This is a genomic window from Curtobacterium sp. MCPF17_031 (assembly GCF_003234035.1).
Classification (GTDB): domain Bacteria; phylum Actinomycetota; class Actinomycetes; order Actinomycetales; family Microbacteriaceae; genus Curtobacterium.
The window spans coordinates 42,556-61,100 of sequence record NZ_QKSG01000005.1; the positions used below are offsets into that span (position 1 = coordinate 42,556).

16 protein-coding genes are annotated in these 18,545 nt (G+C 71.4%); 7 read left to right on the forward strand and 9 right to left on the reverse strand.

The genetic code is table 11. The features are described from left to right. The first annotated feature begins 63 nt into the window (after positions 1-63). Complete coding sequence (locus DEJ31_RS09030; RefSeq protein ID WP_258366238.1) at positions 64-3,561, forward strand: bifunctional RecB family nuclease/DEAD/DEAH box helicase; 3,498 nt, start codon at positions 64-66, stop codon at positions 3,559-3,561. A gap of 49 nt (positions 3,562-3,610) precedes the next feature. On the opposite strand, the gene DEJ31_RS09035 is transcribed toward DEJ31_RS09030, so the two are convergent. From DEJ31_RS09035 to DEJ31_RS09050, 4 genes are all read right to left on the reverse strand, one after another. Further along, the gene (locus tag DEJ31_RS09035) at positions 3,611-4,249 is read right to left on the reverse strand and encodes a GPP34 family phosphoprotein (protein ID WP_111121711.1); all 639 of its coding nucleotides are present in this window, start codon (positions 4,247-4,249) and stop codon (positions 3,611-3,613) included. A 2-nt stretch (positions 4,250-4,251) separates the two neighbouring features. Beyond that, on the reverse strand, positions 4,252-4,680 hold the full coding sequence (locus DEJ31_RS09040) for an SseB family protein (protein WP_181433493.1): 429 nt from the start codon (positions 4,678-4,680) through the stop codon (positions 4,252-4,254). 114 nt (positions 4,681-4,794) lie between these two features. Further along, on the reverse strand, positions 4,795-5,622 hold the full coding sequence (locus tag DEJ31_RS09045; protein ID WP_111121713.1) for a glucose 1-dehydrogenase: 828 nt from the start codon (positions 5,620-5,622) through the stop codon (positions 4,795-4,797). Between the two features lie 162 nt (positions 5,623-5,784). Beyond that, entirely contained in the window at positions 5,785-6,576 is a 792-nt protein-coding gene (locus DEJ31_RS09050; protein WP_111121714.1) for an HNH endonuclease family protein, read from the reverse strand. 101 nt (positions 6,577-6,677) lie between these two features. Here DEJ31_RS09050 and DEJ31_RS09055 point away from each other — a divergent pair, with 101 nt between their 5' ends. Then, positions 6,678-7,457 (forward strand): aldo/keto reductase, encoded by a 780-nt coding sequence (locus tag DEJ31_RS09055; RefSeq protein WP_220034855.1) that lies wholly within the window; start codon positions 6,678-6,680, stop codon positions 7,455-7,457. Positions 7,458-7,567: 110 nt separating this feature from the next. Here the strand turns inward: DEJ31_RS09055 and DEJ31_RS09060 are convergent, their stop codons facing one another. Continuing rightward, positions 7,568-10,933, reverse strand: coding sequence for a DEAD/DEAH box helicase (locus DEJ31_RS09060; protein WP_146243129.1), 3,366 nt, complete (start codon positions 10,931-10,933; stop codon positions 7,568-7,570). A 97-nt stretch (positions 10,934-11,030) separates the two neighbouring features. Here DEJ31_RS09060 and DEJ31_RS09065 point away from each other — a divergent pair, with 97 nt between their 5' ends. Together DEJ31_RS09065 and DEJ31_RS09070 are read left to right on the forward strand one after the other, a co-directional pair. Next, positions 11,031-11,594, forward strand: coding sequence for a hypothetical protein (locus tag DEJ31_RS09065; protein WP_111121716.1), 564 nt, complete (start codon positions 11,031-11,033; stop codon positions 11,592-11,594). Positions 11,595-11,693: 99 nt separating this feature from the next. After that, a complete protein-coding gene (locus tag DEJ31_RS09070; protein ID WP_110903032.1) occupies positions 11,694-12,137 on the forward strand; it encodes a BLUF domain-containing protein in 444 nt (147 codons plus the stop codon). 80 nt (positions 12,138-12,217) lie between these two features. On the opposite strand, the gene DEJ31_RS09075 is transcribed toward DEJ31_RS09070, so the two are convergent. Both DEJ31_RS09075 and DEJ31_RS09080 read right to left on the reverse strand, forming a co-directional pair. Next, positions 12,218-13,636: an amino acid permease gene (locus tag DEJ31_RS09075; RefSeq protein ID WP_111045210.1), complete on the reverse strand. Its 1,419-nt coding sequence runs from the start codon at positions 13,634-13,636 to the stop codon at positions 12,218-12,220. Between the two features lie 109 nt (positions 13,637-13,745). Then, positions 13,746-14,081, reverse strand: a complete 336-nt coding sequence (locus DEJ31_RS09080) for a hypothetical protein (protein WP_110903034.1) — start codon at positions 14,079-14,081, stop codon at positions 13,746-13,748. Between the two features lie 124 nt (positions 14,082-14,205). On the opposite strand from DEJ31_RS09080, the gene DEJ31_RS09085 reads away from it, so the two are divergent. Beyond that, positions 14,206-14,622, forward strand: coding sequence for a DUF6264 family protein (locus DEJ31_RS09085; RefSeq protein WP_111121717.1), 417 nt, complete (start codon positions 14,206-14,208; stop codon positions 14,620-14,622). Between the two features lie 92 nt (positions 14,623-14,714). Further along, positions 14,715-15,155: a hypothetical protein gene (locus DEJ31_RS09090; RefSeq protein ID WP_146240706.1), complete on the forward strand. Its 441-nt coding sequence runs from the start codon at positions 14,715-14,717 to the stop codon at positions 15,153-15,155. 41 nt (positions 15,156-15,196) lie between these two features. Here the strand turns inward: DEJ31_RS09090 and DEJ31_RS09095 are convergent, their stop codons facing one another. Continuing rightward, a complete protein-coding gene (locus DEJ31_RS09095) occupies positions 15,197-15,817 on the reverse strand; it encodes a hypothetical protein (RefSeq protein ID WP_110903037.1) in 621 nt (206 codons plus the stop codon). A 158-nt stretch (positions 15,818-15,975) separates the two neighbouring features. On the opposite strand from DEJ31_RS09095, the gene DEJ31_RS09100 reads away from it, so the two are divergent. Further along, the gene (locus DEJ31_RS09100) at positions 15,976-16,944 is read left to right on the forward strand and encodes an ADP-ribosylglycohydrolase family protein (RefSeq protein WP_111121718.1); all 969 of its coding nucleotides are present in this window, start codon (positions 15,976-15,978) and stop codon (positions 16,942-16,944) included. An 83-nt stretch (positions 16,945-17,027) separates the two neighbouring features. On the opposite strand, the gene DEJ31_RS09105 is transcribed toward DEJ31_RS09100, so the two are convergent. Further along, positions 17,028-18,485, reverse strand: a complete 1,458-nt coding sequence (locus DEJ31_RS09105) for an APC family permease (RefSeq protein WP_111121719.1) — start codon at positions 18,483-18,485, stop codon at positions 17,028-17,030. Between the last annotated feature and the right edge of the window lie 60 nt (positions 18,486-18,545).

Below are 18,545 nucleotides of genomic sequence, written 5' to 3' on the forward strand. Positions count from 1 at the left end.
GTCCGCTCAAGTGGCGTCGGTGCCCGCCCCTACCCTGGAGTCTCACGACCAGCGAGGAGCGCAGTGCAGATCACCGAGGACGGCCGAGCCCTGCTCAGCCCGAGCGACCTCACCACGTGGGCGACCTGCGAGTGGGCGTTCCTCCGCCGCCTCGACGCCAAGCTCGGCCGCGGCGAACCCCTGCCCGACGAGCACGACGAGATGCTCGACCGGACGGCCCGCCTGGGTGACCAGCACGAGGTCGACTACCTCGAGATCCTCAAGCAGTCCCATGACGTCGTGGAGTTCGACCGTCCAGCCCCGCCGCAGTACCGAGAGGCCGCAGCCGCAGCGCTCCAGGCCATGCGGGACGGCGCCGACGTCCTGTACCAGCCGACGTTCCACGTCCCCGCGTCGGCGGACGGGTCGGGCTTCATCGGCTTCGCGGACTTCATCATCCGCAACGACCGCGGTGAGTACGAGGTCTACGACACCAAGCTCGCCCGCCACGCCAAGATCAGTGCCCTGCTGCAGCTCGCCGCCTACGCCGAGCAGATGCGTGCGCACGGTATCCCGACCGGGCAGCAGGTGCACCTGGTCCTCGGTGACCGGACGACGACCACGCACGAGCTGGCCGACATCGTCCCGGTGTACCGCACGCAGCGGGCGGAGCTGATCCGGGTGATCGCCGAGCGGCTGGCCACGGACGAGCCGATGCAGTGGGGCGACCCCCGCTACTCCAGCTGCGGCCGGTGCGCCGCCTGCCAGCAGGAGGTGCAACGTCATCGCGACCTGGTCCTCGTCGCCGGCATGCGCCTCGACCAGCGGACGAAGCTGATCCGGCACGGCCTGCGGTCGATCGACGACCTGGCGGTCCGGACGGCACCGGTGGCGACCATGTCGAAGACGACACTGGATCGTCTGGTGCGGCAGGCGAGCCTCCAGATCGAGACGGAGCGCGCGGCCAACAGCAGCGACCCGGCCAGCCCGACCCACGGGCCGGCCTTCGACGTCATGGACCCGCGTGCCCTCGACGCCATCCCCGCACCGGACCCCGGCGACGTCTTCTTCGACTTCGAAGGCGACCCGCTGCACACCGAGGACGGCGTGCACTGGGGCCTCGACTACCTGTTCGGACTGGTCGACGACCAGGCCGAGTTCCGCGCGTTCTGGGCGCACACGATCCGCGACGAGCGACAGGCGCTCGTGGACTTCCTGGCGTACATCGCGGACCGCCGGGACCGGTACCCGGACATGCACATCTACCACTACGCCGCGTACGAGCGGACCCACCTGCTGTCCCTCGCGGCCCGGCACGGGGTGGGGGAGGACGCGGTCGACGACCTGCTGCGCGCCGGCGTCCTCGTCGACCTGTACTCGATCGTGCGGAAGGCGCTGGTGGTCGGCAGCCGCAGCTACTCGATCAAGAAGCTCGAGCCGCTGTACATGGGCGACGACCTGCGGCTCAGCGACGTGACGAACGCCGCCGACAGCATCACCGCCTACGTCGACGCGATCACCGAACTCCGCACCGGAGACGCCGTCGAGGGCCAGCGGCAGCTCGACCAGGTCGCCGACTACAACGCCTACGACTGCCGGTCGACGCTGCGCCTCCGCGACTGGCTGCTGGGCCTCCGTGCCGAGCACGCGCCGGACACGACGACCACGACCGAGCTGGAGGGCCTCCCGCCCATCCCCGTCGAGCGCGAGCCGAACCCGGTGTACGTCGCGCTGGCCGCCGAGACGGCGGACGTCGACGCCCTCGACCGCACGCCCGACCAGACCGCGCTCGCGCTCGCCGCGGCCGCGATCGACTACCACCGCCGCGAGGCGAAGACGTTCTGGCAGGACCACTTCGATCGCCTGCGCAACCCGGTCGACGAGTGGGCCGACACCCGCGACGTGCTCGTCGTCGAACGCGCCTCTGTCGAGCGGGACTGGGCGACCCTGCCGCGCGCCCGCTCACAGTCGCGGGAGATCCGGTTGTCGGGGACGCTCGCGCCCGGCTCCAGGCTCCGGGCGGGAGGCTCGCCCCACCTCGTGTACGACGACCCACTCCCGGCGTCGATCCCGGCACCGGGCCCCGGCTCGAAGGGCGCGACCGACCGCGCCACCATCCTGGAGGTGTGGGACAACGGCGACGCCACCGAGGTGCTCGTCCTCGAACGACTTCCCGTCGGCGGTGGCGAGCCGCACACCGGGTTCCCGGTCGCCCTCGCGCCGTCGTCGCCCCCGCGGGCGAAGCCGCAGCCCGAGGCGATCGCCGAATGGGGCGCCGAGGTGCTCGACGCACTGCCGGAGATGCTGCCCGATCCGGCGCTCGACCTCCTCCGGCGCGTGCCGCCTCGCGGGCCCCTCGTACCGGTCGTGGGGGACGACACGGTGGGCGCCGTGGTGGCGACCCTGCTCGGGCTGGACCGGTCGTACCTGGCGATCCAGGGGCCTCCCGGAACCGGCAAGACGTACGTCGGGTCGAACGTCGTCGCACGGCTCGTGCGGGAGCACGGGTGGCGGGTCGGCGTCGTCGGGCAGTCGCATGCAACCAGCGAGAACTTCCTCGACGCGGTCATCGCCGCCGGGGTACCCGCCGACCGGGTGGTGAAGCAGCCGAAGAGCGGCGCTGACCCCGAAGACATCGAGGCAGCCGAGTGGACGCCGGTGAAGAACGGCGCGGCGATCGCGGCGTTCCTGCAGTCCTGCGCGGACACCGGCACCGGGGGAGTCGTCGGCGGGACGGCGTGGACCTTCGCGAACGAGTCGACCATCGCTCGGCACTCCTTGGACCTGCTCGTCGTCGACGAGGCGGGGCAGTTCTCCCTCGCGCCGACCATCGCCTCGGCGATCGCCGCCACACGCCTGCTGCTCCTCGGCGACCCGCAGCAGCTGCCGCAGGTGTCGCAGGGCTCGCACCCCGAGCCGGTCGACGAGTCCGCACTCGGCTGGCTGGCGGACGGCGAGCACGTGCTCCCGCCGGAGTTCGGCTACTTCCTCGCCCAGACCCGGCGGATGGAACCGGCCCTGACCGCGGCGGTGTCGGGGTTGTCCTACGACGGGCAGCTCGCGTCGATGGTGTCCGGGCGGTACCTCGACGGGATCGACCCCGGCGTGCACCCGGTGCCCGTCGGGCACGCGGGGAACACGACCTCTTCGCCGGAGGAAGCGGCACAGGTCGTCGCGCTCGTCGCGGACGTCGTCGGGCGCACTTGGACCGATGACCGCGGCACCCGCCAGCTGACGGATGAGGACGTCATCGTGGTCGCGCCCTACAACGCGCAGGGTGCGGTCATCCGGGACGCTCTCGACCGGGCCGGCCACACAGGCACGCAGGTCGGGACCGTCGACCTGTTCCAGGGCCGGGAGGCCGTGGTCTCGATCACCTCGCTGGCCGCGTCCTCCGCGGCGGACATCCCACGCGGGCTCGACTTCCTGCTCATGCCGAACCGGCTGAACGTGGCGCTGTCGCGGGCGAAGTGGGCGGCGTACGTCGTGCACTCGCCGGCGTTGGCGACAGCACTGCCGCCGTCGATCCCGGGGCTGGCGCTGTTGTCGCGGTTCATCGAGTTGGTGGCGCCGCGGGAGTGATGCCGTCGGCGTGACGCGGTCGGCGGGCGTGTCAGCTCGAGATGGCCGCTCAGCCCCCGGCCGCACCGCCCCCGGCCGTCGCCGCCGTCTGACGGCTCTGCACCACGGACTTCACCGCGCCCGCGACCCAGTCCCCGTCCGTCAGCGCCTTGACGCGCTGCCGGTCGACCTTGCCGAACTGCCCGCGCAGCGTCCCCGTGGCGTTGAGCAGCCCGATGAGCGCGACCGCGAACGGCGTGGGCGCGGCGCCGAGGTGCAGGACGTCGCCGATCTCGCCGCGCAAGAGCTTCGCCGGCCCGCCGTCCCGCTCCGGCCAGCGCACCCACGCGAGGATGCCGAAGATCCGGTGCTCCTGCCGCGTCACGAGTCCGCGGTCGCCGAGCCCGCCGAGGACCGACGCCCGGAGCGTCACGTTCGCGTTCCGGGACACCCAGGAGGCGGGTCGGCGCGGCGATGGCGAGAGGTCGATCTGTTCCTTCATCGCGTCGATCACCGGGTCGCCGACGGGAGCCGACTTCACCGGGATCACCTTGCGTCCGTCGAACTGCAGCACTCCGCGGAGCGCCAGGTCGCCGAGCACTGCACCCGCGGCTCCGGGGTCGAACGTCTGGCCCGTGGTGGCGAGCTTGCCGTCCGGGCGCAGGAGTAGCAGCGCGTACGCCTGCGGCAGCGTCAGCTGGGCGGACATCGTCAGTCCTCGTCGGCCTCGGTCGGCACGCCGCCGATGCCCGCGCGCAGTCCGGCGACGACGTCGGCCTGCAGGAAGTTCGCCGCTTCGGCGCTGGTCGGGTCGACGACGATCCCGAACTCCTCGGGCAGCGCGGTGACGAGTTCGGCCATCGGCATCGCGCGTGCTTCCAAGCCCGGGAGGCTCGTGGCCAGCTGGGCAGGATCGGTGAAGACCGGCACGAACGGACGGTCGCGCAGGACGACGTGCGCCACGCTGCCCTCCTCAGGCTCACCGCTGGTGCCGGCGGCCTTCCATGGCACCCAGGCAGCGCTGCTGAGGAACCCCTCCGCCGATTCGCCCATGCGTCGCCGCAGGTCGCCGGCGGCGTCGGGTCCGGTGTTCTCGGCTCCGGGCCCGAAGCTGGACCCTGTCGTTCCGTTGGCGCTCATCGCGTTCCCCTCCACGGTCGTGTCACCGGCCATGCTGCCACGCAGGACGGGCGGAACAGGTGGGGCGCGCCTCCCGTCAGGAAGGCGCGCCCCGGTGGCACGGACCGCGGAAGGTCAGTACTTGGCGGACTGCCCGCCGTCGATCGGGACGACCGCGGCGTTGATGTACGACGCGTCGTCCGAGAGCAGGAAGGCGACGACCGCGGCGATCTCGGGTGCCTCGCCGTAGCGCTTGGTGGGGTTGATCTGGATGAACTCCTCCGCGGCCTTGCGCGGGTTCTCCGGGTCGATCTGCTTCATCGAGTTCTCGACCATCGGCGTCCAGATGGCGCCCGGTGCGATCGCGTTGATGCGGATGCCGAACTCGCCGTACTCGACGGCGGAGTTGCGGGTCAGGCCGACGACGCCGTGCTTGGCGGCCGCGTAGCCGGACTGGTTGCCGACGCCGCGGATGCCGCCGACGCTGGCGGTGTTGACGACCATGCCGGAGCCCTGCTCGCGCATCACGGCGAGGACCTTCTCGAGGCCCAGGAACACGCCGCGGAGGTTGATCGAGACGACCTTGTCGAACTCGGCGGCGGTGAACGACTCGGTGAGGTTCTGCTTGCCCTCGATGCCGGCGTTGTTGAAGAAGCCGTCGATGCGGCCGAAGCGCTCGACCGTGGCCGCGACGTAGGCCTCGGCCTGCGCTTCGTCGGAGACGTCGGCGACGGTGGTGAGGACCTCGGCGTCGGGCGTGACCTCGAGGACGGCGGACTTCGTGGCCTCGAGGCCCTGCTCGGAGACGTCGACGAGCGCGAGCTTCGCGCCCTCGGTGGCCAGACGGACGGCGGTCGCACGGCCGAGGCCGGAGCCCCCGCCGGTGATGAGGACGACGCGGTCCGTGAAACGGGTGCTGGAGCTGGAGCTGGTGCTGGTGCTGGTGGAGCGGGTGTCGGTCATGTGGTGGAGGCCTCCTGCGGTCTTCGACGATGAAGGGCTCGGGGTCCGGGGAGCGTCCGTGTCGGTGCGCGGCGCTGAGCGGCGAGTCCGGTCCGACGGGCGTGCGCCGGACGAGAGTTACGCTACAGGTGTTGTCTGACTGCGAGCGGTGTGTGCCGTCCGTCAGCAGGTGGTGAGGACTCGCTCCATCGCGTCCCGCTCGGCGGGCACGACCCAGAGCCGGTACTTCGCCTTCACGGCGACCTGGTGCTCGACGTACTCGCAGCGGAAGTCCTTCGCCGCGGGCAGCCAGGTCGCGGCGTCGCCCGAGCGCTTCTGGGAGTTCGAGTGCCCGTCGACCGCGAACAGGTTCTCTGGGTCGTTGGCCAGCGCCTGCCGATCGGCCTGGGTGAGCTGCTGCGCGCCGGTGCGCCAGGCGTTCTCGAGTGCGACGACGTGGTCGATCTGCACGAGGGTCGAGGTCGTGTTGCCCCGCACGAACGCGATCTCGCCGCCGGTGTACGGCGAGACGAGGTCGCCGGACAGTACCTTGCAAGGCCCCTGGCGGACGATGTCGGTCAGGTCGCGGGCCAGGACGTCGTTCCGGGTGTCGCAGCCGTTGTGGTCGACGTCCAGCCAGGGGGTGCCGAAGTCGGCCTCCCGGTCGTAGCCGGTCGCGGGCGCCTTCCCCTTCACCGGTAGGGCGGCGAGCATCGCGCGGGCAGCGTCGGCCGACGGACTGGAGGCCCGGCTCGGCTCCGTCGTCGCGGGCGTCTGTGCCGATGTGGTCACGGTGGGACGTGGGGTGGTGCCGGGGGCGCCCGTGTCGGTGGTGGTGCTGCCGGCGCTCGTCGTTGCGTCCGCCCCGGTGGAGAGCACTCCTGACGAGAACAGCGCCCACACGCCCATCGCGAGGACGAGCGTGACGATCGAGGACTGGACGGTGGCGCGGGTGCGGCGTCGGCGGGACGTCATGTTCGGTGGTGCTCCTGGTGGTGCTCGGGGGACCCGTCGATCCTGGCGGAGGCCGCCGACACCCTGGGACGCACGCGCCGCAGTCCGCGTAGGCAGGAGCCATGACCGACTACGCACAACCGTCCGTGCCCGTCACCGGAGGCTCGATGCCGCTCCTCGGATTCGGCACCTGGCAGATCGAGGAGCCTGACGCTCCCGCCGCGGTGGCCGCCGCCCTCGAGGCCGGCTACCGCCACATCGACACCGCCACCGGCTACGGCAACCAGCGCGGCGTCGGCAAGGCCATCGCCGACTCGGGCCTTCCCCGCGAGGACCTGTTCATCACGACGAAGCTGCCGCCGGACAACGCCGACCGCGTCCGCGCGACCATCGAGGAGAGCCTGGACCAGCTCGGCCTCGACCACCTGGACCTGTGGCTCATCCACGGGCCGCCGAACGGCGAGGCACGTCCCGACGTGTGGCAGCAGCTCGTCGAGGCACAACAAGCCGGGCTGACGCGGGCGATCGGTGTGAGCAACTACTCGCTCGAGCAGATCGACGAGCTGATCCAGGGGACGGGTGCGACGCCGGCCGTGAACCAGATCCGCTGGAGCCCGGTCGAGTTCGACCGCACGGTGGCGGACGGGCTCCGGGACCGTGGGGTGGTGCTCGAGGGCTACAGCCCGTTCAAGGCGAGCAACCTGCAGGACCCGACGCTCGTGGAGATCGCCGAGGCCCACGACGCCGATGCCGCGCAGGTCATCGTCGCCTGGCACGTCGCCCACCAGTTCGTCGTCATCCCGAAGTCGTCGAACCCGGATCGCATCCGGTCGAATGCCGCCGGCGCGACGCTCGAGCTCAGTGCCGACGAGATCGCCCGGATCGACGGCCTGGCCGCCTGACCCACGCCGAACGGCCGAGACGCCGCCGAACCCCCGAGACGCCGCCGAACTCCGCGGCGTCTCGAGCGTTCGGCGGCGTCCCGCGCTGACGGGGGCGTCTCGCCGCCCGGTCAGGCCAGCAGCGACCGGATGTCCTCTGCGCTCAACCCCTCGGCGAACAGCGCGTCGTCGTCGATCATCGTGGCGAACAACTGCGCCTTCCGCTGCGCGAGCGCCAGGACCTTCTCCTCGATGGTGTCCTCCGCGATGAGCCGCTCGACGGTCACGGACCGGGTCTGCCCGATGCGGTGCGTCCGGTCGACGGCCTGGTTCTCGGCGGCCGGGTTCCACCACGGATCGAGCACGAACACGGTGTCGGCCTCGGTCAGGGTGAGCCCGAACCCGCCGGCCTTCAGCGAGATGAGGAACGCCGGGGCGGTGCCGTTCCGGAAGCGGTCGATGACGACTCCACGGCGGCGGGTGGAGCCGTCGAGGTACTCGTACCCGACCCCGCGTTCGTCGAGCGCTGCGGACACCATCTTGAGGAACGAGGTGAACTGGCTGAACACGAGCGCACGTCGCCCCTCGGCCGCGAGCTGTTCGAGTTCGTCGAGGAGCAGGTCGAGCTTCGCGCTGGGCACATCGCCGTGGTCGTCCGACACGAGTGCGGGGGACAGGGCGAGCATCCGCAGGAGGGTCAGCGAGCGGAAGACGATCATCCGGTTGCGGTCCAGGTCGTCGACGAGGTCCAGGACCTTGAGCCGCTCCCGGTTCAGCGTCTTCTCGTAGAGGTCGCGGTGTGCCGGGTCGAGGGTGACCCGGACGACCTGTTCGACCTTCTCGGGCAGGTCCGCGGCGACGCTCTCCTTCGTCCGCCGGAGCATGAGTGGTCGGATGCGTCGCCGGAGTCGGTCGGTCAGCTCTTTGCGGGCCGCTCCGCGGAGCTCGGGCGAGGCCAGCGGCTTGACGTAGTCGTCGCCGAACCGCGTCCATGACGACAGCAGCCCGGGGGCGACGACGGCGAACAGTGCCCAGAGGTCGGCGAGCCCGTTCTCGAGCGGCGTGCCGGTGATCGCGATCTTCACGGGGGCGCGGAGTTCGGCGGCCACGCGGTGGGTCTGCGACTGCGGGTTCTTGACGAACTGCGCCTCGTCGAGGAGCAGCGCCGACCAGCTGAGGTCGAGGTAGGCGGGTGCGTCGAGCCGGAGCAGGGCGTATGAGGTGACGACGACGTCCGACGCGGCGGCGGTCCGGGCGACCCGCGCGGGGTCCTTCAGCGAGGTGCCGGCGATCGTGGTGACCCGCAGCGACGGGACGAACTTCGCCGCTTCGTCCGCCCAGTTGCCGACGACCGAGGTGGGCGCGACGACGAGGAAGGGTGGTGCCTCCGGGTCGGCGGCCCGCCGGTCGGCGATCATCGCGAGCGCCTGCAGCGTCTTGCCCAGGCCCATGTCGTCGGCGAGCACCCCGCCGACGCCGTGTTCGACCAGGAACGTCAACCACGCGTACCCGTCGCGCTGGTACGGCCGGAGGTCGGCCTGCACGGTCGCCGGCACGACGGCGTCGGCCGGCGCCGTCGCGTCGAGCAGGCGCCCGGCGATCTCCTTCCACCGTGCGTCGTGCTCGGTCTCGTCGGCGAGCTGGTCGAACTCCGACCAGAGCGCGGCCCGGTACGGCGTCACGGTGAGCGGCTGCTCGGGTTCCCACTCGTCGAGCTCGCGGGCTTCCTCGATGACCTCCTTGAGACGGTCGAACGCGGGGTCGGCGAGCGACAGGTACGAGTTGTCGACGAGCTTCATCCGCCGGTCGCGCTTGGCGAGTGCCCGGAGCAGGGGCGTGAACGGGATCTCCTTGCCGTTCACGCTGACGAAGATGCCGAGGTCGAACCAGTCGTGCTTGTCCGACGGCATCGTCGTGACGCGGATGTGCGGCCGCCCGGTCAGGCGCTCGTAGTCGACCCGCTCACCCTGCACGACGACGCGGACGCCGAGTGCGGGCAGCGCCGGCAGCAGTTCGTTCGCCAGGACGGCGACGTCGGCCCCGTCGATGGTCCCGTCCTGGAACCACTCGAGTCCGCCACCGGGGCCGGGAGGCTCGGATCGCCCGTCCCGATCGGCCTGCGTCCCCGACGTGGCCTGCTCCACAGCAGCAGCATCGGCGTCAGCGACGTCGTCCGCCGCGCGCACGCTCCCGAGCTCCGGCAGCGGCCCGTGCAGGGACACCGGGTCCTTCCGGCCGTCGACGCTCCAGCGCCACTGCAGGTGCGCCCGGTCGTCGGTCCGCGGCGCCCGGGCCGGTTCGAACGTCACGGTGAGCACGAGTTCCGGTGGCGTCCGTTCCGGCAGCTCGAGTGACCCGTCGGAGCTGACGAGTCCGAGGGATCCGCGGAGCTTCGGCGACCAGTCGGCCAGGAACTCGTCGACCTCGTCCGCGGGGACGGTGATGCGTGATGCCTCGACGAGCATCTTCCGCTGGTCCTCCGGCACGGGTGCAGCGGTCGGGGCGAGCGTCACGCGGAACTCGGGCGACTCACGGAACGCGTACACGCCGTGGTCGCCGACGACCCGCGCGGTGCCCTCGGCGAGCGGACGCCCGTCGATCACCGCGCTCGCGCCGATCAGCAGCCCCTCGGCGGTCCGGGCCGCGTCGAGCAGGACCCGGGCGTCGAGGCCGAGGTCGACCCCGCCCTCCCGCTTGCCGGTGACGAACGCGATGCCGAGCGGCTCGGCCTGTCGCAGCAGCGGCCAGAGGAGCGGACTGCGGAAGTCGTCGAGGTGGATCCAGTCGCTCTCCCCGGGCAGCCCCGCGAGCACACCCGCCCGATGCAGCGCCTGGAACTGCATGAACCACGCGTGCTGGTCCGGCTCGAGTCCCAGCCGGTTCATCGAGTAGGGCAGCGCGCCCCAGGTGAGCTGCCCGCGCACCCAGTTGCCCGCCGCACTCCGGCTGACCGGTCGCACGCCGAGGCGCACCGCCCGACTGGCGACGGGCATCGTCCGGCCCGCAGCACGGGCACGTCCGGCGAGTCGGGCTGGCACCGCGTCGCGGAGTTCGAACTGGAGGCCCATCCCGCCACTCGCAGGCACGGTGCCGGAGCGGGTGGTCCCGTCGTCGTCACCGGCGAGGCGGGCGAGGTCGCGCCTCCAGTCCGGCGTCGGCGGGGTGGGCGGCTGCGTGCGGGGCCCGGCCTGCGCGGCGAGGGCACGGGCGTTGATGGTGAGGAGTGCAGCGGCGACGTGCTTGCACTCGCCGCCGAGCGGGCAGGTGCAGCGACTGCGGACCGGACGGACGAACTCGCCACGGGCGATGGTCGTCTCGACCTGCACGTCGTACGGGTCGGCGGCGCTCCCGCTCACCGTCGCGGTGATCGTGCCGTCATCGTGCCAGGTGGCGTCCTCGACCAGGCCGGCGCGCACGACGTCACGGGCGCGGCCGAAGGTCTGCGGCCCGACGAAGCGGATGACGTCGACGGCGTCGATCATCGGGGCTGCTGGCACAGGGACATCGTGCCAGGCCCCGCCGACGCTCGTCGTCCGGGCGGCGTTGGTACGGTCGGACGAGCGCCGGAGGGGCGCAGGAGACGAGGGGGAACACATGTCGATGAAGAGCATCCAGCAGGGCGCGACCGGGGTCGTCGTGGCGCTGCTCGCCGCGGTCGCACTGACCGGCTGCGCGGAGGGGGACACGGGGACCGTCGAGGGCACGCCGACGCCGACGAGCGCGGCCGGGACGCCGGGCAAGGCGACCTGCGAACTGCTCGGGACCGACGGCGGAACGGTCTCGATGACCGAGACCGCCGACTCGTACACGATCGAGTTCCGGGGTGTCCCGCGGGACGCTTCCGACGACCGGACGTCCTACAGCGTGCAGGTCGACGACGACGACCGGCAGGCCTACGCCGGCATGCTCATGAGCTGGGACCGGGACGTGCTGCGGAACTACGGCACGACGGACGACCCGGAAGCCGACGAGGTCGAGGTCGACGGGGAACCCGAGGAGACCGGTGACGTCGTGCGCGGCACGTTCCCGAAGGTCGCGGACGGCCCCGCCTCGTGGTGGTCGCCCGAGTACACGACGATCACGGATTCCGGGGTGCAGCGTCACGTGTGCACCGAGGACGGCCAGGTCGTGCCGTACACGGCGCTGGCGGCCCGGTAGCAGGCGGTCACCGCGCTGTCCGGGCCTTCGTCCGGATCGGGTCAGGCCCGTTCGGGGGCTGGTTCGCATGCGCGTTGGTGAGACATCATCGGGAGCATCATGCTGCAGTCACTCGTCTACATGAGCTCGGCCACCCAGCCGTTCGACGACCCCGCCCTCGATGAGGTCCTGGCCCGCTCGCGCGAGCGGAACACCGCCGACGGTCTCACCGGCATGCTCGTGCACCGCTCCGGTCGGTTCATGCAGCTGCTGGAGGGTCCGCACGACGCCGTCATCGCCACCTACGGACGCATCATCGCCGATCCGCGGCACGACGAGGTCCGACTGCTGGTGGAGGAGTCGATCCACACCCGTCGGTTCCCGGAGTGGACGATGGCGTTCGACCGCGACGAGCAGGTCGAGCCGCCCGAGGGGTTCGACGAGTTCCTGACCTCCGGCGACGCCAGCGCCGATGCGAGCCGCGCGCGGGAACTGCTGCGTTGGTTCCGCAACCACCCGATGGCAGCGCCGACGGCCTCGCTCGGCAAGCACCGACGCGACTGACACCGCGCACCGCCGCACGCAGCGACCCGACCACCCCCTGGATGGTCGGGTCGCTGTGGTCTGGGGGCAGACGTCTGCGGTCAGTGGTCCGCGGGCTGGGCGAGCTTGCTGTGCTTCCGCGAGTACCCGAAGTACACGCCGAGCCCGATCGCGAACCACACCGCGAACCGCACCCACGTCTCCCACTGCAGGAACGAGACGAGCCACAGTGACGCCAGCACGCCGATGGCGGGCACGACCGGCATGAAGGGCATCCGGAACTGCCGGTCGAGGTCCGGCTGCCGGTAGCGGAGCACGATGACCGCGGTGCAGACCACGACGAACGCGAGCAGGATGCCGATGTTGGTCAGTTCGGCGACGACCCCGATCGGCAGCACCCCGGCCAGGACGGCCGACGCGATGCCGAGGATCCAGGTGACCCGGGTCGGCACGTGCCGCTTCGGATCCGTCTTCGCGAACCACTTCGGCATCAGCCCGTCGCGGCTCATCGAGAACCAGACGCGCGAGGCGCCGAGCATGAACGTCACCAGGACGGTGACGATGCCGACGATGGCACCGATCGCGATGACGTTCGCGACGCCTCCGAGCCCGACCGACGCGAACGCCGACGAGAACCCGGACGCCGGGTCGATGTCCTCGTAGTCCTGCATCCCGGTCAGCACGATCGTGGCGAGGACGTAGAGCACCATCGAGATGCCGAGGGACAGCAGGATCGCCTTCGGCATGTGCTTGCGGGCGTCGGTGGACTCCTCGGCAGCGGTCGACATCGCGTCGTACCCGAACACGGCGAAGAACACGGTCGCGGCGCCGGTCATCACACCGCCGAACCCGAACGGGAAGTACGGCGAGTAGTTCGCGCTGTCGATGTGGAACACCCCGAGCACGACGATCAGGACGACGAGCGCGACCTTGATCCCGACCGCGACGAACTCGAAGCGTGCGGCGCTCCGGATGCCCCGGGTGAGGACGAACGCGGTGAGCAGGCAGAGCGCGATCGCGAAGACGTCGACGACGTGCCCGTCGCCGGTGCCGGGCGCGCCGAGCATCCAGGCGGGCAGGTCGATGCCCAACTGGCCGACCAGGAACCCGACGTAGCCGGAGATGCCGATCGCGACCACCGCCACGATCGCCGTGTACTCGAGCAGCAGGTCCCAGCCGATGAACCAGCCGACGATCTCGCCGAGCACCGCGTACCCGTACGTGTACGCACTGCCGGCCTTCGGGATGAGCCCCGCGAACTCCGCGTACGACAGCGCTGCCGCAGCACTCGCGACGCCGGCGACGAGGAACGAGATGAGGACGGCGGGTCCGGCGACACCATTCGCGACCGTACCGGCGAGGGTGAAGATCCCGGCGCCGATGATGCCGCCGATGCCGATCGCGGTGAGCTGCCAGAGGCCGAGGTGCCGCTTCAGGCCGCCCTCGCTCCCGGAGTCGTCGTCGATGGTGTCGATCGGCTTCCGTCGGAACAGGGTCGAGGGGTTCGGCGTCGTTGCCATGCGGCCATCCTGCACCCGTTCCGGCGGGACGGTACCGGTCGTTCCAGGCGCATCGAAACGGGCGGAGCACGGGCCTCCCGGTCGGCCGACCTGCCCGCGTGACGGACCGTCAGCGTTGCGCGTACGGCCACCAGAACGGCGGCGGGAGCGCCCCGCCGGTCAGGATGACCAGACCCTGGTAGCCGAGCATGCCGACGCCGAGCAGGCCGAGGACGGCTGCGGCCCACGCCCACCGTCGGGCCCCACGGTGTCGGCGGCCGCGGCCGATGGTGACTGCTCGCCAAGCCGAGAGGAGTCCCAGACCGCCGAAGAGGAAGCCGATCGCGAGGTTCCGGCCGACGGCCTCGGCGGGCAGGATCAACCCCTGCAGGAACGCGAAGCCGCCCAGCAGCACGGCTGCGGTGGCGGGGGCGGCCGGGGGTTCGTGGTCGCGTGCGCGGGCCATGTCCCGACCGTACCGTCGAACGCGTGCGCTCAGGAGGAGGCACGATGGGGACCATGCGTTCCCTCCTCGGCGTCCTGGCCGGCACCGTCCCCGTCCTGGCCTGCACCGTGATCGGGGATCGGTCGTGACACGCGCGGGCGACGACGGGCGGTCCGGTCCGGATCCTGCCGGCGGCCGGGAGGCCCGTCCCGGCCTGCGCGGTGGCCGTCGCGTCGCCGACGTGGTCGCGACCGTCGTCCTGCTGCTGCTCGGTGCGGTCGCGACCGTCGTCGCGAGTCGCGGGATCCAGTTCATGGCGCTCTCGTTCGGGTCGTGCGACGCGCCCGGCAACCGGTGCGACGAAGGGCTCGGCGGTACGGTCGTGACGCTCGGCCCGGTGGTCGTCGCCCTGGTGTTCCTCGTCACCCTCGTGCTGTGCGTGCTCCGGCTGGTGCGCCGGCGCCTGACCTGGCCGGTGGCGCTCCTCGGGCTCGGGATGCTCGTGGTGGTCTTCGTCGTGGCACGGCTGCTGGCCGGCGGGGCGGTCTCGATCGGGATCTGATCGGTCCTGCACATCCCTGGGCTTGGTGGTCGTTGTCCACAGCGAGGTGCTCCGGCCTCCGCGGGAGCAGGGTGGACGGCCAGGCTCGGGGCATGCCAGACACCGATGTGCTCGAGCGACTCGAGCGAACCGCAGTCCGTACCGACGACGACGTGGTCGACCTCGTCGTCGCGCTCCTCGAGACCCCTGTCCGACGACAGTGCTGGGTGCTGTTCCTCAGCGCCCGCGGCATCCCGGTGCAGCTCGTGCTGCCCGTCGCCGACCTGCCGTACCAACCCGACGACCAGGTCGAGGACTTCGGCGCCCTGGTCGAGGACGTCGTCCGACAGGTCGGCGCGGCGGAGGTCGTCCTCGCCTGGGAACGGCCGGGTGCCACGGGGTTGTTCCCGGTCGACTGGGAATGGGTCGACGCGATGGCCTGCACCCTCGACGAACACGATGTACGACTGCGCGGGCAGGTCGTGGTGCACGACGATGGGGCGTCCATGGTGGAGCTCGACGACGACGAGCCGGTCGCTTCGGCAGCGGCGTGAACGGCCCGGGCTCAGTCCCGTGCTCGTCAGCCCTGTGCCGGTCAGTTCTGGGGCGCCGCGTCCGGGACGGTCTCGCCGGTCAGGCCCTCGACCACGCGCTTCGCCGTCGGCCAGTACTTCGCGTAGTGGTCGGGGTCGGCGTTCACCTGCACCGCGTGCGCCATCTGCGTCGGCGTCATGGTCTTCCACCCGGGCACCTTGACGAGCTTCGCGTAGAACATCGACGCCGCGGTGTACGGGTCCATCCGCTGCTCGTACGTGCCCCAGGCGCCGTTGTCCCGCTGCTGGAAGATCCCGCGGCTGTCCGGACCGACGGCGTCGCCACGGTCCAGGTTCACGAGCCCGGACTCGCCGATCGCGGTCATCACGCCGACCGCCTGGGTGTGCGGGCCGATGCCCAGGTCACGAGCGGCCCGGATCACCTGCGCGGCGTTCACCAGACGGTCCTGGCAGAAGCCACCGACCGGCCCTGCCGGCACCACGACGCCACCGACGGTCTGCGCAGCCGCGGCCGGGCAGGTGAGCGCCCGGGGTGTCGCCGAGGACGACGCCAGCCCGCTCAACGAGTTCACCGCGACGACGATCAGGACGATGACCCCGATGACCGCGGCGACCACACCGACGCCGAAGACCGACGCGAGTGCGATGCCGGCACGGCGCATGGTGCGGTCCTTCGTCAGGTGGAGCGGGGTGGGGGCCTCGGCGGGCTGGAGCGGGCCGGACCGGAGTCCGGTACGACGAGGCTAGGCGTTCCGACTGGACGACACACGTGCCGACATGCCCCCGGTTCGCGGCACTAGCGTGGAGCGCGGAGGGAACCATGGACACAGCGATGCAGGACCGGGCGCTCGGCGCCGTGTTGGCCAGTGCGTGCGGGGACGCCCTGGGGGCACCGTACGAGTTCGGCCCGGCACTGGCCGCCGACCACCCCGTCGAGATGCGCGGCGGCGGTCCCTTCGGGTGGGAACCGGGGGAGTGGACCGACGACACCAGCATGGCGATCCCGGTGCTGGAAGCGGTCGCGAACGGTGCCCGGTGGAACGAACCCCGCACCCACGGGCGGCTGCTCGCGGCCTGGTCCGACTGGGCGCAGGACGCGCCGGACGTCGGTGCGCAGACCCGGGCGGTGCTCGGGCGGATGTCGGCCAACACCGAGGACGCCGCGAAGGCCGCCGCCCGCGCCGTGCACGAGCAGAACGGGCAGTCGGCGGGCAACGGGTCGCTGATGCGGACGACGCCGCTCGTGCTCGGGTTCCTCGGTGACGGCGCGAAGAAGCCCCTCGCCGTCGCCGCCCGACGGGTCAGCGACCTCACCCACCACGAGGACGACGCCGGGGACGCCTGCGTCCTCTGGACCGTGGCGATCCGGCACGCGATCCGCCGGGGCCGGCTCGACGTCCGACGCGGTGTGCCGATGCTGCCGCGGGAGCGCCGGACCCTGTGGCTCGACCGGATCGCCGAGGCCGAGTCCTCGACGCCCGAGGACCACACGGCTCGCAACGGATGGGTCGTCGCGTCGCTACAGGCCGCGGTCGCCGCGATCACCCTCGGCGACGGCGTCGTGGACACTCTCGAACGTGCGGTCCGCGGCGGCGGGGACACCGACACCGTCGCCGCGATCACCGGCGGACTGGCCGGGGCGCTCGCCGGGGCGTCGGCGCTGCCGGAGCAGTGGACTGTCCTGGTGCACGGGTGGCCGGGCAAGCGACTCGACTGGATGCGTGCGCTCGCCGTCCGTGCCGTCGAGCGCACGCCCGGTCCCCTCGGGATGCCGGCCCGCCGGAGCTGACGTCCGGAGGCCAGAGAGGCCCGGCACCCGTGCGGGTGCCGGGCCTCCTGCGTCGCCACGGTGGAGCGGGTCAGCGGCCGGTGTCAGCGATCGTGGTCCTCCCGGGCGTCCCGCTGCACGGCAGTCGGTTCCGTCACGACTCCGGTCGGCGCCTTCTCGGCGGTCTTCCGGCCGTGGGTGAACCACGTCACGAGCCAGAGCACGATACCGAGCGCCAGCAGCGCACCGGCGATCTGGTACTGCTCCCACGCGCGGCCGGACGAGAACGGCAGCACGAGCCACAGGCAGGCGACGATGCCGATCACCGGGATCACGACCCCGGCCTTGAAGTGCCGGTGGCCGACGCGGTCGCGGCGGAGCACCAGCACCGAGGTGTTCACCACCGCGAACACCGCGAGCAGCAGCAGCGAGGTGGTCCCGCCGAGGATCACCACGATCGGCGACTCCGGGTCGAGCGACACCCAGCCGATCAGGGCAAGCGAGATCAGGGTCGTGAAGACGATGGCGTTCGACGGGGTGCGGCGCGCGGGGGAGACCCGGCCGAGGAAGCCCGGCAGCACGCCCTGCTTGCTCATGCCGTACAGCAGCCGGGACGCCATCATCATGTTGATCAGCGCGGTGTTGGCGACGGCGAACATCGAGATGAACGGCAGGACGGCACCGATCGGGAAGTCCGGCGCGGCGGTCTGCACGACGGTGACCAGCGGCGTCTCGTTGCCGGCCAGCTCACCGATCGGCACGACGGCCACGGCGCAGATCGACACCAGGACGTAGATCACGGCGGTGATGCCGAGGCCCGTCAGCATGACGCGGGGGAAGATCCGCGACGGGTCCTTGGTCTCCTCGGCCATGTTCACCGAGTCCTCGAAACCGACCATCGCGAAGAACGCCAGGGACGTCGCGGTCGAGATGCTCAGCAGCAGGCTCTTGTCCTCGGGCGTCTCGAACATCACCACGCGGGAGAAGTCCGCGTTGCCACCGGCGATCGCGGTGAAACCGACCAGGATCACGAGCACCAGACCCGAGAGCTCGACGAGGGTCAGCACCACGTTCGTCTTCACGCTCTCGCTGACGCCACGGAAGTTCACCGCCATCACGGCGAGCATGAAGCCCATCGCGATGAGCATCACGACGGTGTTCGGCAGCTCCAGGCCGAACCCGACGCCCAGGTTCGCGGCGAACGCCCGGGACGCCGTCGACGCCGAGGTGATGCCGGAACACATCACGATGAACGTCACGATGAACGTGACGAAGTGGACGCCGAACGCCTTGTGCACGTAGAGCGCCGCACCCGCCGTCTGCGGGTACTTCGTCACGAGCTCGAGGTACGAGAACGCCGTGAGCAGCGCCACCGAGAACGCGATGAGGAACGGCAGCCACGCGGCCCCGCCGACCTCGGCCGCGACCTGCCCGGTGAGGGCGTACACGCCGGTGCCGAGGATGTCCCCGACGATGAACAGGAGCAGGAGTTTCGGACCGATCACACGGCGGAGCTCGGTCTGCTGCCCCGGGTCGCGCTCGGTCTTCGTCGTGGTCGCCATGCATCACCCTGTTCCTGCTGAACCGTTCCTGTCCAGTCCCACAGCAAAATCGGTCGGGGC